The sequence below is a fragment of the Chryseobacterium daeguense DSM 19388 genome (genome assembly GCF_000430825.1).
In the GTDB taxonomy this organism is placed as follows: domain Bacteria; phylum Bacteroidota; class Bacteroidia; order Flavobacteriales; family Weeksellaceae; genus Chryseobacterium; species Chryseobacterium daeguense.
This window is the reverse complement of sequence record NZ_AUMT01000008.1, coordinates 120,164-134,471: the sequence shown is the minus strand read 5'-3', so window position 1 is coordinate 134,471 and position 14,308 is coordinate 120,164. Positions and strand designations below refer to the sequence as shown.

Here is a 14,308-nt window from a genome sequence, read left to right as displayed (position 1 = left end):
TTTCTCAATTTACTGAGCTTACAAAATCAGTAAACCTAATTTAGGTATAATATGACAAAGCGATCATTTGGTCGCTTTTTTTAGTATAGAATTTTTATTGCTGAAAATCAATACTTTCTGTTTTTGGTATCAAATGACTCTATAAAATAATCCATGCATTTAATGTTACTACAGTTAATTAAAATAAAAATTGTTTAACAAATAAAATTAAAGCAATGGATAAAAAATTAGCATTGTATGTATTCAAACAAAACCGAAAATTAAAGAAAGAAATTAAGCAGCTCAGAAATCTTATCAATGAAAAATGTAATTTTAAGGAATTATTGACAGTGAAAGAAGCCTGTGAGCATTTTGGGTTTAGTCACAAAACTTTTTACCGATACAAAGATATGGGACTAAAGACCATTCAGAAAAAACCTAATGCGAAAATTTATGTAAAAAAAGTCGATGTTGAAAAATTCTTAAATAAATAAAAAATGGTTGATAGAATAAAATTTGTTGTAGATAATGCAGGATTAAGCGAGGAAATTCTTAGAAAGAAATTCTTTAAAAATAAACCAAATAAAAACGGTGATATTGTTTATACTTTTCGTAATAATTATATTCAAGATGATGATATTAATGAGGATGAATCTAATGATGATATGGGAGTTGTGCCCAGTAAGTATAGCAAATATTTATATATTCAGTATGTTCAATATAAAATCTCGAAGAGATTACCAAATGTTGACTATAATGTTAAAAATAAATTAATTATTCACAGAAATATCAGAAAGGATTGGTATGGAATTGGAGTATTGGGCGATTTAGCTTCTAAATCGTTTGAGAGAATAATTAATAGATATGGCAAAGAATTTCAAATAGATAATAAATTATTATGGAAAGCTAGAATTACCCAAATTGAACTAGGTGTAACTCTTCGCTTACCCGTAAAAATGAAAGGTATATTAAGTTGTTTTCAAAGCTTTGAGGGACTGACCGAAAAAAATATATATAGTGAAAATGGACTAAGTTTTATTGGAAGTAATTTTTCAGTTTCGTTCTATGATAAAATAGTAAAAATGGAAAATAACAATGAATTGTTCGTTAAATCCAAAAACAAGAAAAAATTAAAAGATAAGGTAACTAAGAAAAATTATTTCTTAAGATTTGAGTTAAAAGTTGATAAAGTAAGTGGATTTTACAATAAAAATTTTGATGATAAGATTAACAATCTATTTAAAATAAAAGATAATTGGAATCATCTTTTGTATTCGATAGCACACTTATATGAAAAGGTAAAATTTATTGATGTCGTATCTCCAGAAGTTATGGATCTGATTAAAGGCGAAGAAAAAAAGCCGATGGATAATCTATTGAAATTTCAAGGAATTAAAAGTATTACACCAGATGTTTTTTTCGAGGAATTGTTGCCTCAGATGAAGAAGGAAAAGCAATCAAAATTTAAAAAAGAATACAGAGACTTTTATAATGATTATGAGCGCAAATTCAGACATGGTTTCAAGGAAGAATTTCGAGCTAAATTAGACGAGAAAATTGAGTCATTACTCAGAAGCTCTTAGTATAAAGAGTAATATAATACTTAAATTAGGTATAAAATATAATATATAGGTAAAAGGGTATAAGGAAGCAAGAAAGTTTCTTGTTAATCAAGTAAAATAATATTGGGCTATCATTAAAAAAATAAGATAGGGAATTTGCAATAGCTCATTAAGTGGTTTACTTTTCAAGCTGTAGTCAAATTAATAGCCATGAGGACGTTAATTAATAAGGCAAATTTCGATGTTCTTTTTTTAGTAATATATTTTCCTATTATGGTATTTAAAAGAGAATTTTCGACCATTAAATAAAATATGTCATAATTAGTTTTCTGATTATGACATTTTTCATTTATTCGTAATTTAATTAATCCTGAATGATAATGTTTGATTGTAATTCAAAGTTGTCGATAGCAAATTGATTAGAAAGGAAAGTGTCATTAATTCCTAATTTTATTGGATGAAATAGATCTTTCGGGGTTTTTATACCATTATAGTATTGATAGGATTTGTAAGAATTTTGTGTAGAGTACAGACCTCTATTTTCCAGCCTACCCTTATTTATATGTCCGCAACTTACCAAAAAATCTGATATTTTATGCTTGATATTTCCATTGAATTTATCTCTAGTGATGAGGTAATAATCCTTAATGTAAAATGTTCTAATATTTTCAATTGAAATTGAATTGTGCTTGTCAATTAGAGAAACTTTCTCCAATTCGCAGATTATTTTGAAGACTGATTTAATATCAATAAAATATTTTTCATCAACTTTTAATTTTGCAAAATTAGCATATGCACCATGGAACATTTCAGAAATAGTTTCTCTATCTAACGAGTATGCTTTTTCTTCTTGGGAAAAAGACATTTCAATGCCGTATTTTTCAGGATTTTTTATGATTTTTTTATAGTTTTCCTCTGTTACTAATTTTACCATTTAATAATTTTTTTTATGTTCTCTATAATGGACTTTTATTGTGAAGTTTCAATGTTTCAACTATATCTTCAGTTGTATGTAATTCCGCAATTTCTTCCAAACTTCCAATCGATATTTTTATAGGATCTTCAGATTCACGATGAATATAAAATCTAAATTCTTTTTGATACTCAAATTCTAATGGTTTTTCAAATAATGTAATTTTCTTATTTACTTTTTCTCTATCATAATAATCAATTAATCCATGTTCGAAATCTAATTGCATTTCACCTAATTTTGCTTCAATCAAACTCATGAATTTGGGGAGATCTTTAATCATTACGCAGTGAGATCCAAAATTTTTATTTCTTCGATCAATTTTAACTTCATTAGGGTTTTTCCAACCATGAGAAGAAATACAATACAAACTATAAATGTTTCCTAAAACATGTTCATGGGATTCTCTCAGGTGCATTGAAATATAATTTCCTTTGTAGTTTAATTTTGGGATTTCAATTGTACCTGCTGGTAAATTTTTTATAGAGTTTATTCCTTCATATTTATCTCCTCTTAATTCATTGTCTTCAAATTTCCTGAAAAATTGAATAGAGTTGAAAAAAAGATCACCATTGTAAAATAGATCTTTCATATATTTTTCCTGCCCAAATTTTAATAACAAAATAATATTATGTGAGTGTTTATTCATTAGTAGTAATTGATGTTTTATAAGGATCTAGAAATAACATTTGCAAATTATAAGTCTTTTTTTTAGTTGGAATTACTTATAAATATGATCCGTTCAAATATATCTAAATTTTATTTGAAATATAAAAATTGCTGAAATATTAATCAAGTGAAAAATAGTCAGAATTAGGAATGTAATATTGTCAAGATTTCTTTGCTTATATTAAATATATGTCAATCTGTCACATATTTTTTAATGGTATTGTAATTGAGATATAGAAAAATGCCCAAACTAGGATTGAAAGAAGTTGGGGCTTAGTATGGTTTAAAAGAAAAGGAAAGCCATACTTTATTTTAGAGTGCAAAGGTATTATATTTTTTTGACTCTTACAAATTTATTTTCCTTTCTTGGAAATGTGGCACCAATTGTCACTAATTAAAAAATATTAAAAAGATGAAAAATTTTCATTTAGTCCATGAAGATGGTGTGTACAAACTTAAAAAAGAAAATGCAGAAAGAGCATCGAAAGTAATAGATTCCAATAAACAGGATGCTATTAAAGAGTCGAAAGAATTTATCCAAAAACAAGGAGGAGGTTCTTTAAAGATTCATAAAAACGATGGTGGGTTTCAAGAAGAAAGGACATATCCTAAAGTGAATGATCCGAAAGAAAGCGAAGGATAATTAAGAATAGGAAATATGGAGCAACTTTACAAGACAGAAATTAGTGAATACTTAGAAGAATTAGGTAAGGAACTAGATATTACCCAAAAAGAGCATGAGGGTATTGTTGAAAGCTATCAAGCGGTTGGAAATTGGCTATCAAAAGATGATTCTTCTTTAACACCCTATAATCCCAAAATATTACCTCAAGGATCATTTATGTTAGGAACTATAGTTAAACCTATAAATCCGGCAGATGATATTGATATTGATCTGGTTTGTAAACTAGAAAAGAAGCCGATTGCTTGGACTCAAAGAGATTTAAAAATTAAAGTAGGTGAGAGGTTAAAATCTAATTCTACTTATGATAGAATGTTGTGGGAACATAAAGATGGAGAAAATTATGATGAAGGAGGTAGAAGATGTTGGACTTTAAAGTATGCTGATGTATCTGGTTACCATATGGACATTCTGCCATCTTTTTCATCTGAAAGTCTGACTTATTTGATGGAGAAAACTTTTAGTATAAATTCGGAGTTAAGTGAGCATGATCTACAAGCCTTAGCAATTAGAATTACTGATACTGAGAAGGAGAATTATAGCACAGATAATAATATTGAAAATTGGCATAAAAGTAATCCTTTTGGTTATGCTCAATGGTTTTTACAGAAAGCATTGATTAGTAAAAGAAAGATGTTTTCTTTAAATGAGTCTATCGATCCGGTTAGAGAATATGAAAAAGAAAAATTACCTTTACAAAGAGTCGTTCAGCTATTAAAGAGACATCGAGATATAATGTTTTCTTCTGATGAGTATGAATGTGAAAATAGACCAATTTCCGTTATAATTACAACTTTGGCTACTTTAGCTTATGACAAAAGTGAAAATTTGATAGATGCTTATTCGGGGATAGTAACGAGAATGCGAAATTTTATTGAAAATAGATTTAATCCAGTAACGGGGCAATATGAAAAATGGGTTGCGAATCCTATAAATAGAGTTGAGAATTTTGCAGATAAATGGACTGATGTAAGGCAAAAAGAAGAATATTTTTATCTATGGCTTGATAAACTTGAGGAAGATTTAGAGAAAATAAATAACAGTAAAGGCAAAGGATTGCAGTATTTAAATGAATCACTTTCCAAAATGTATGGAAAAGAAGTTACAAATAAAGTTTTTGTTAACAATGGTAGGAAAAAAGTGGATCTGAGACAGCAAGGGCAATTAAAAATGGCAGGAGTGACAGGGATGCTTGGAGAAGTAGGAAGAAAAGTACAGAAACATAATTTTGAGGGGGATTTTGGGGAGTAAATATTTTAGAGAGAAAATGCAATTAATTGGAATGCCTGCTAATATGCAATTATCTGCTATTATAGAGGCATTCCCTAATGCTAAAGTATTAAGTCATAAGAGAGATAGTTTTGAATTAGAAATCGAACTACAGCCTTCAGTCTTATGTGAAACCTATCAAATTAAGATAGTTTATATATCTAATAAGTCTGTGAAAGTATATGTTGTGGGTAAAGTATTGCAAATTGCAAAAAACAGAAAAAAATTACCTCATGTGTATAGTCCTAAAAAACAACAACTCTGTCTTTATTCTCCTTCAAAAAAAGAATGGAAACCAACTCAATATATTGTAAATACAATTATTCCATGGGCTTCTGAATGGTTATATTATTATGAATTGTGGTTAATTGACGGGATTTGGTATGGTGGTGGTCATGATGAATATCTCAACGAAAAATTAGATAAAATTATAAAAGATGAAAGATGAAAAATTTAAAATTCTTTCAATAGATGGGGGCGGGATTAAAGGTGTTTTTCCTGCCTTTTATTTAGCCTTAATCGAACAAGAGTTAGGTAAAAGAGTAGATGGTAAAGCTAAAATAAAAGACCATTTCAATCTGATTACTGGCACTTCTACTGGAGGGATAATTGCACTAGCGTTATCCCTTGGCGTTCCGGCAAAGGAGATATATGATTTATATCTTCAGAATGCACGAAATATTTTTGGAAATAAAAGACGATTTTTCTTCGGGCAAATAATTAAATCCGCTCACGAAAGGGATTTTTTAGAAAATCTCGTCAGAAGTAAATTTAAAGAGTACTTTAATCAAGAAGATCCAAGAATAAAAGACTGTCTAACTCATGTTGCAATTCCAATTTATGATTTAATTAAAGGCAACCCTAGTGTAATAAAATCACCGTATCATCCAAATTTTAAAAGAGATTTACATATACCGGCATATAAAGTCGCAATGGCAACTTCTGCTGCACCAACATACTTTGACCCGTATTCTTCTGATTATATTGATTTAGAAGGAATGGAAAGACCTTTTAAAAATAAAGTTGACGGAGGTGTAATGGCAAATAACCCAACAATAATTGGTCTTTTAGAAGCTACTAAATCCTTTGGTAAGAATTTGAAGGATTTGGAAATTCTTTCTTTAGGTACTGGGTATAAAAAATTTACAGAAGGTGATTCGAAAAGAAAAAAATGGGGATTGTTTTATTGGATGAAAAAAAACGGTCGAAAAAGATTAATAGAATTATTTATGCAAAGCCAATCGCAACTTGTTGAAAATTATATTAGTTTATTACATCATGGCGTTGATAAAACTGAAATAGATGATCCAAACTTTGTGTATGATAGAGTAAATGTTGTATTATGTGAGGATGATTTAATTGAGATGGACGAAAGTAATTCAGATAGAATAAAAAACTTTGCTGAATTAGCTTCTGCTGAATTTTTCGAAAAAGGTAGACAAATAATGGAAAATCATTTTTACTAGATATTTATTAGAAAGCTAAGAAAGTGGGAATTATTTAAATTATAATAAAATGAAGATAAGGTATGAAGAGCCTAAAAATTGGAGAGATTTACAAAATATTATTTCTGAAATATTAATTGAATGTGGCTATAGTTCTTCGGTGGAGAAATTAATAAAAACCGTTCGTGGAGATGTTGAGGTTGATGTTTTTGCAGAAAAAGAAGGTGGTTTTAAAACTGTAGTTTTGTGTGAATGCAAATATTGGGAAGGAAGAGTCACACAAACAATTGTTCATTCATTTAGAACTGTTATTAATGATTCTGGAGCTTCGTACGGTATTATTATATCTAAATCAGGATTTCAAAAAGGTTGCTATTCTGCTGCTTTCAATTCAAATCTTAGTCTTTTGTCTTTTGAAGAATTTCAAGAAACATTCCTTAAAGATTGGTTTCAATCGGTGATTGAACGGAATTATAAAATAGGAAGAGAAATCTTTTCCTTGAAAAATGCAATAATAGATATTTCACTTTCTGATTATCAACAAAAAGAGTTTGACGAAATTAGAAAAAGTTTAGAGCTTGAAGATTATTTTTTTCTTACGTTTAAAGAACATTATGTAGATCTAGATCAGCATGAAATATCAAAAAAAGAAATTGATGATCGAATTAATAGCTATGCAAAAAAACTTCCAATCGAGGTAAGATGTTATGAAGATTTTTTTAATTGGATCTATACCTCTAATACTAATGTCGTGAAAAAACTTAAGTCTTTTTTACAAACTTAAGGGAATAAATTTCCCCTATACTTTCCCCTTTGTAAAAACAATTGCTATAAAAGCCCATAAATAAAGGGAAAAATAAAAAATATTCGAGCCCAGGTGGGACCACTACAAAAAGACACTTGCAAGGCAGGTGTCTTTTTATTTTATAATCCGGTTCAGGTGAAACACTAAAACTTTATTCTTTACCTTTGTTTTCAAAACATTCAAAAAGCAAAATATGTCAATAACAAATGAACAGGAATTACTTGGGATGCAGAAAGTGAGTGAAGCGGTTGCATATACTTTGAGGGAAATGATCAACTATGCTCAACCAGGAAAGACCACAAAAGAAATTGATGAATATGGGGCTAAAATTCTTTCCGGGTTTGGGGCAAAATCTGCACCTTATCTTACCTATGGCTTTCCCGGATGGACGTGCATAAGTGTGGATAATGAATTTTGTCACGGTATTCCTTCGGAGAAAAGGGTTTTGAAAGATGGCGACCTCGTCAATATTGATGTTTCTGCAGAGCTTGATGGATATTGGGCAGATAACGGAGGGTCATTTGTGGTGGGAAAGGATATCAATCAGCATCAGAAACTAGTGAATGCTTCTAAAGAAATTTTGCAAAAAACAATTGATCATATTAAAGGTGGCGTAAAAATAGCAGACATCGGACTCCTTATGGAAACCGAAGCCAGAAAGAGAGGTTTCAAAGTTATAAAAAACCTCGCGGGACACGGTGTTGGAAGAAGTCTGCACGAGCAGCCGGATGAGTTGCTTAATTACAAAAACCGCTTCGATTCCAGAAGGTTTAAGAAAAATTCTGTAGTAGCGATAGAAACTTTTATTTCCACAGATTCCAATCTTGCCATAGAGCTGAATGACGGATGGACAATGGCAGGAAACAAAGGCGGATACATGGCGCAGCACGAACATACCATTATAGTTACGGACGGAAAACCCATCATTTTAACACAAATGAATGAAATTTTAAATTAAAAGTCATTGTTTACAGTGATCAGCCTATTTAATTTTTTTTACTAACTTTATAAAATAAAACACAACAACTATTTGATTTAAAATATTTTAAAATGTTCCCCTATGAAAGTATTTGATTATCAAAACAAGGATGGAAGGTTTATTTTCAGGCACAATGATTTTCCAAAATCCACAGAAGAAAAAGAAGTAAAGCTTCCAAAATGTATCGTAATAGATTACGAAATAAAGCAGACTCCCCAAAGAAAAGAGCTGCTGATAAAAGAAAGCAGAACCGGAAATACTTTGGTTTACGATGTCACCGGTTTATCTGAAAATGTCTTGCAAAAGCTTACCGAAGATATTCAGAAAAGTATCAGGATGAACAGCTTTTATATGCAAAAACATTTTATTCCTATCACGTAATTTTTAAAAGATAGAATTTTAAACACTTGCAGTTATGTAAGTGTTTTTTTTATGATTTAAATTTAATAATCTGGTAATCTGATTTTTAATTTTATTTCGGAATGTTTTCCAACCTTAGTTGGAGTTCCGGCATCTCTATAGATAGAAACGTTTGTTTAACCTAAAATGAAAATGTATGAGAAGCTTATATATAAAATTATTGTTATTTTTTCCGGTTTTGTTCCTTTCGCAGATTCCGACTATTGAAATTCCGGACGGCAAAGGTAGATTTGAAAAAAGCAATCAGGTAGTTCTTCAGAAGCTGGATATAGAGACTAAAATCACCGGCAGGATTTCTACCAATACTGTGACCATGGTTTTTAAAAATAATACAAACCGTTTAAGACAGGGTCGTGTAACTTTTCCGTTACCGGAAGGGGTGAATGCCAGCGGATACGCTCTGGATATCAACGGGAAGCTTCGCAATGCCGTTCCTGTGGAAAAAGAAAAAGCAAAAGAAGTTTACGAATCTATCAAAAAAAGAAATGTAGACCCGGGAATTCTGGAAAAAGTGGAAGGTAACAGTTTCCGCACAACAATTTATCCTATCAACCCCAATGGTGGCGAAAGAACGGTGCAAATCACCTATCATTATGAATTAAAAAAATCAGGAAATAATTATCAGTACTTTTTACCGCTGAGTTATTCTTCGGAAATCCCTTATTTTAGTGTAAAAACAACTGTTTTTCAAAATGGCATAATTCCGCAGCTTGAAGAAAAGCCGGACGGAAGCTTTGAATTCTTGAAGAAGGGCAATGTATGGACTGCAGAAATTCATAAATCAAAATATAAACCTGGCGGCAATTTAAGGATCAATTTTCCTCAAAATAATGAAAGTCAAAACGTGTTGATTCAAAAAGTAGCAGATAATTCTTCTTATTTTCTTGCAAATCTGCCGGTGAATTCAAATGAAAAAGCTAAAAATTTGCCTAACAAAGTGGCTGTTGTCTGGGATAATTCTTTAAGCGGAATAAAGCGGGATCATTCAAAAGAATGGGCACTGATGGAGGAATACTTTAAAATCAATAAAAATCTTACGGTAAGAACATATTTCATTAATAATACCTTTGATGAAGGAAAAAGCTTTAAAATAAATGATGGCAACTGGAGTGAATTGAAAGCATATTTGTCGCAGGCAATCTATGACGGCGGTACAGATTTAGGGCAGATAAAACCACTGAAAGAGGATGAAATCTTTTTCTTTACGGACGGCCTTTCTTCATTCGGAGATCTGAAAATGGTTTGGGATAAGCCGACGTACACTATTTCTTCTTCAAATAATGTGAATTTTAATCAATTAAAATTTATCAGCAATAAAACTGGCGGAGAATTTTTAAACATAAACAAAAATGATCCTAAAAATGAAGTGAGAAAACTGGTATATCAGCCTCTGAAATTTTTAGGAATAGAAACCAATAATACAATCTCCGAAGTATATCCCTCACTCCCTGAAACAATTTTTAACGATTTTGTTCTTACAGGAATTTTAATCGGCAACCAGACTGAAATTAAGGTGAAATTCGGCTACGGAAATGGGGTGACGGAGACAAAAACAATCAGTCTCAATACTCAGAATCAAACTGTGAAAGACTGGGAAATATCAAAATTCTGGGCCCAGAAAAAACTGAATGAGCTGGAGATTTTTGAAAAGCAAAATAAAGCTGAAATTAAAAACCTGAGCAGGCAGTTTGGCCTGGTAAGCAATAATATGAGCCTTATGGTGCTGGAAAATGTAGCGGATTATGTTCGTTATGAGATTACCCCTCCTGCAGAATTACAATCGCAGTTCGATGAAATAGTTAAGAATAAAATGGCGCAAAAGGACGAACGTGTAAAAGACCTGATGGACGATGCAGAACAGATTACCGAAACCCTGAAACAATGGTGGAAAAAAGATTTCGAACCAAAATCAAAGCCGAAAATATATCCTAAGCCAACATCTGATGTCGCAATGAGCGATACTCTGAGAAATGCAAGAATTGAAGAAGCAGTTGTTATCCGCGGACAGAGAAGTGTAACTCAGGCCACAAGATCCGTTGCTGCCGTTGAGGTTTCATCTGCAAGGGAATCAGATATTGAAGAAGTTGTTGTAACTGCTATGGGAACGCAAAAAAGATCAGTGTCAATGGATGTTTCTCAGGTTCTTCAGGGAAGAATTCAGGGAGTTGAAATAAGGTCTGCAGGTTATGTAAGGAATTCGGATATTGTCAATCCCGGAAGAATTAAAATGGTAGATATAGAATCTGATGCTGAATACATGAAGCTTTTCGGATCAGAAAAAAATCCTGAACGAATCTATCAGATTTATCTTAAAAACAGGAAAAATTATGAAAATCTTCCTCAGTATTATTTTGATGTTTCTCAGCTTTTGTTTAAAAATAATGATAAAAAATCAGGACTTAAAGTAGTAAGTTCTATTGCGGATCTTGAAATTGAGGATGAAGAATTGTATAAGTTGCTGGCTTACAGGTTGAAGCAGGCCGAAGTATATGATAAAGAGCTGTTTGCTGCGCAAAAAGTATTGGAATGGAGACCTTTCGATCCTCAGAGTTACAGGGATTATGCGCTGGCTCTGGAAGATAACAGGCAATATCAGGCTGCTTTGGATAATCTTTATAAAATTCTTACTCAATCTTATACGAAAGAACTGGCAGACCGCGACAGCGGAATTGAAGAAGTCATTATTATGGAAATCAACCAGCTTATTAGTAAGTACGGGGATAAATTGGATTTAAAAAATATCAATCCAAAAATCATTGCAGATCTTCCGGTGAACATCAGAGTGGTCATCAACTGGAACAAAGATGATACAGACATCGATCTTTGGGTGACCGATCCTAATAAAGAGCGATGCATGTATTCCCACAGAGAAACAGAAATCGGAGGTCGGATAAGCGATGATTTTACCAGCGGTTTCGGGCCGGAACAGTTTTTACTGAAAAAAGCTGTGAAAGGAAAATACCAGATCGAGACTAATTTCTTTGGCGAAAATCAGGTGGGAATTGCGGGGCCTACAGCAATTATGGCGGAAGTTTTCATCAATTATGCTACCGGAAAGCAGGAAAGGAAAATAGTAGTCTTTCAAAACCAGAAAAGCGGGACAAGAGAAAAAGATGGAATTTTAATCGGCGAATTTGAATTTTAGAAGGTAAAAACACAAAAATAATGTGAATGTGATGTGAAGTCGTATGAATAATGGAGAAGGAAGTGGCGCTTGCAGAAAATGTGAGCGCCTTTTTATAATAAAATCGTATCTTTTAGGCTTTAACTAATACAAAATGTGATGAAGCAGCTTTTTATTTTTTTAATGATAGTGTCCGGAATTAATCTTCATGCCCAGAAGGTATTTTCCGTACAATATTCCAGCCAGGCTGATGTGAAGGTTTTTGTAACGCAGTATGAAAGCCAGGCCGACCTTAAAGTCTATAAAGTGGAATACGAAAGCCAGGCAGGAAACAATGACGGCAAGTGGTTTTTTACCCAATATGAAAGCCAGGCGAAGAAAAAAATATTCTTTGTAGACTATGAAAGCCAGGCAGATCTTAAAATATTTTTTGTGAAATATGAAAGCCAGGCGGGCTGGAACAAAAATGATAAAAAACAACTGATGTACTAATTCAAACGGTACAAATCAAAAACCTCCTTAAAAAGGAGGCCAGTAATAAAAAAAATAATCAATTTAAATATAAAAAAAATAAATTGAGTGTATGGGGAGCCGTTCAAAGCATATTTACTTTGTATGACTTATAACAATAAAAATTCTTACCAGATTATACCAGAATATTGATTTGTGTTTTCTTAATAATCTCTCTGTGCTTATTTTGCACCAACCAAATAATAGATCTTCTATTATGGTATTATTTTCATCGTTGTAAACTTAAGATTAATCCTCATCTTTTGCAATATGTGACTATTGATTATTTTAAAATTTGAAATTAATATTGAATTTTATTTAAAAATAATAATTAAATAATAATTTTTAATTGAAATTTTACCTGCTTTGATAGATTGAGTCTGTTGCATTTTTTTTCAGTAATAAATTTTATTTTTTTCTTTGGAAAACTCTACATTTGAGCATGAATAATAGAAACAGTGGTAAAAATACGGGTGATGACACACTTTTCGGTTCAGACAAGCAGACGGGCAAGCTGAAACTTGCAGTTGAGGATATGTATTATTTATTAAGCAGGGGTTATCCGGAAAAAGCAGCAGCTGAGCTTGCAGGAAATCGCTATAAATTAAAAACCAGGCAGATTCAGGCATTGCGTGGCGCTTCAGCCTCTGAAAATCAGATCAAAATCAGGAAATCAAAGGAGCTTTCAATTTTAGATTTAAAAAATAAAACAATATATCTCGATGGTTTCAATGTCTTGATTCTGCTGGAAAGCCTGCTTTCTGAAGCGTATGTGTTTCAGGGTTTGGATGGCTTTTATCGTGATCTCTCCGGTGTACATGGCACTTACAAAAGAGTGAATCAGACCGGGAGGGCAATTGAATTGGTTTCCACTTTTTTTCAAAAATCACAAGCTGAAAAACTGATCTGGATTTTAGATAAGCCCGTTTCCAACAGCGGAAGGATCAAGCAGATTATTTCGGAGTTTGCCGTACAAAATGAACTCAACTGGGATTTTGACCTGCAGTATAATCCCGACAAATTTTTAACCGAAAATTCAGAAATTGTAATTTCTTCTGATGCATGGATTTTGGATTACTGTAAAAATTGGTTTAATCTCATCGGATATCTAATTGAAGAAGAAAAGCTTTCTGCCAATATTGTGAAAATGTTTTAGTCATGAACTTATTTGAACAGTATATTCCATTATTTTCAACGGATTGGAAAGAAAAATATCAGTCAGTTTTAGCAGACGAGCACCTTAATAATATAAGCCATAATATTCAAGAGTTTAAGGATAATAATTTAGAATGGAATCTGCCTTTTTTTAATGAAGAGATTACAATTGACCGCGCAGAAAGTTACAATATGTTTATTAGAATTCTCGACAGTCGAAATACTGATGAGGTTAAAACAAGGCAGCTGGAAGAAATTCCGTTTGAGCATTGGCTGAATATTTTAGGACAGAGGTTAACGTCAGCAAGCATCAGGGATGAAAGAGCAATTCCTCCACCTGAAAAACTCCTGCTTGCATCTTGCGAAAAGCCTTTTAATGAAGAAATTACCATTGCCCAAAGAGCTTGGGAAAAGCATGCCGGTAGAATGGATGATCAGTTTTGGGGTGAAGTAAAAGGAAATAATCAGCAGAAACAACAGGTAGTCATGGAAAAAGTTAATTACATTATCAAAAATAAAACCTGGTGGAATGTTTTCTTTCATTACAAGCATGGCCTTGTTTTTGAGATCAGGGAAAAAGCCGGCTACGGAATCCGCTGGAGCCACGGAGGAAAGCAGTTGATAGGCTTTCTGGAAGTTTTTATTAATGAATAAAGAGTTTTACAAATTTGCAAAACTCTCTATTAAAATATTTTCTTGAAATTGGCTTTACTTTATAAGCTTTATTGGGATCTTCATT

The 14,308-nt window shown here is 32.0% G+C and carries 15 protein-coding genes; 13 read left to right on the top strand and 2 right to left on the bottom strand.

Translation table 11 applies throughout. The features are described from left to right. Positions 1–215 precede the first annotated feature (215 nt). Positions 216–473, top strand: a complete 258-nt coding sequence (locus H560_RS0111035; protein ID WP_027380098.1) for a helix-turn-helix domain-containing protein — start codon at positions 216–218, stop codon at positions 471–473. Positions 474–476: 3 nt separating this feature from the next. Further along, complete coding sequence (locus H560_RS0111030; protein WP_027380097.1) at positions 477–1,562, top strand: hypothetical protein; 1,086 nt, start codon at positions 477–479, stop codon at positions 1,560–1,562. A 343-nt stretch (positions 1,563–1,905) separates the two neighbouring features. Here H560_RS0111030 and H560_RS0111025 read toward each other — a convergent pair whose 3' ends face one another. Both H560_RS0111025 and H560_RS0111020 read right to left on the bottom strand, forming a co-directional pair. Beyond that, the gene (locus H560_RS0111025) at positions 1,906–2,475 is read right to left on the bottom strand and encodes a hypothetical protein (protein WP_027380096.1); all 570 of its coding nucleotides are present in this window, start codon (positions 2,473–2,475) and stop codon (positions 1,906–1,908) included. 22 nt (positions 2,476–2,497) lie between these two features. After that, complete coding sequence (locus H560_RS0111020) at positions 2,498–3,160, bottom strand: hypothetical protein (protein WP_155844992.1); 663 nt, start codon at positions 3,158–3,160, stop codon at positions 2,498–2,500. Positions 3,161–3,592: 432 nt separating this feature from the next. On the opposite strand from H560_RS0111020, the gene H560_RS0111015 reads away from it, so the two are divergent. The 11 genes from H560_RS0111015 to H560_RS0110965 all read left to right on the top strand — a co-directional run bounded on the left by H560_RS0111015 (position 3,593) and on the right by H560_RS0110965 (position 14,223). Continuing rightward, complete coding sequence (locus H560_RS0111015; RefSeq protein WP_027380094.1) at positions 3,593–3,823, top strand: DUF2188 domain-containing protein; 231 nt, start codon at positions 3,593–3,595, stop codon at positions 3,821–3,823. A gap of 15 nt (positions 3,824–3,838) precedes the next feature. Continuing rightward, positions 3,839–5,113, top strand: a complete 1,275-nt coding sequence (locus H560_RS0111010) for a nucleotidyltransferase domain-containing protein (RefSeq protein ID WP_027380093.1) — start codon at positions 3,839–3,841, stop codon at positions 5,111–5,113. 16 nt (positions 5,114–5,129) lie between these two features. Then, the gene (locus H560_RS0111005; protein WP_027380092.1) at positions 5,130–5,579 is read left to right on the top strand and encodes a hypothetical protein; all 450 of its coding nucleotides are present in this window, start codon (positions 5,130–5,132) and stop codon (positions 5,577–5,579) included. Beyond that, positions 5,569–6,597, top strand: coding sequence for a CBASS cGAMP-activated phospholipase (locus tag H560_RS0111000; protein ID WP_027380091.1), 1,029 nt, complete (start codon positions 5,569–5,571; stop codon positions 6,595–6,597). Before H560_RS0111005 ends, H560_RS0111000 begins: the two co-directional genes overlap by 11 nt. Positions 6,598–6,646: 49 nt before the next feature. Then, positions 6,647–7,360 carry a restriction endonuclease gene (locus H560_RS0110995; protein WP_027380090.1) on the top strand — a complete coding sequence of 238 codons (714 nt, stop codon included), beginning with the start codon at positions 6,647–6,649 and terminating at the stop codon, positions 7,358–7,360. 214 nt (positions 7,361–7,574) lie between these two features. Next, positions 7,575–8,339 (top strand): type I methionyl aminopeptidase, encoded by a 765-nt coding sequence (gene map, locus H560_RS0110990; protein ID WP_027380089.1) that lies wholly within the window; start codon positions 7,575–7,577, stop codon positions 8,337–8,339. A gap of 102 nt (positions 8,340–8,441) precedes the next feature. Then, positions 8,442–8,741: a hypothetical protein gene (locus H560_RS0110985; protein ID WP_027380088.1), complete on the top strand. Its 300-nt coding sequence runs from the start codon at positions 8,442–8,444 to the stop codon at positions 8,739–8,741. Positions 8,742–8,916: 175 nt separating this feature from the next. Continuing rightward, entirely contained in the window at positions 8,917–11,925 is a 3,009-nt protein-coding gene (locus H560_RS0110980) for a VIT domain-containing protein (RefSeq protein ID WP_051289294.1), read from the top strand. Between the two features lie 138 nt (positions 11,926–12,063). Then, the gene (locus H560_RS0110975; RefSeq protein WP_027380086.1) at positions 12,064–12,396 is read left to right on the top strand and encodes a DUF6150 family protein; all 333 of its coding nucleotides are present in this window, start codon (positions 12,064–12,066) and stop codon (positions 12,394–12,396) included. A gap of 460 nt (positions 12,397–12,856) precedes the next feature. Then, the gene (locus H560_RS0110970; protein ID WP_027380085.1) at positions 12,857–13,570 is read left to right on the top strand and encodes a DUF434 domain-containing protein; all 714 of its coding nucleotides are present in this window, start codon (positions 12,857–12,859) and stop codon (positions 13,568–13,570) included. Between the two features lie 2 nt (positions 13,571–13,572). Continuing rightward, positions 13,573–14,223 carry a hypothetical protein gene (locus H560_RS0110965; protein WP_027380084.1) on the top strand — a complete coding sequence of 217 codons (651 nt, stop codon included), beginning with the start codon at positions 13,573–13,575 and terminating at the stop codon, positions 14,221–14,223. The last annotated feature ends 85 nt before the right edge of the window (positions 14,224–14,308 follow it).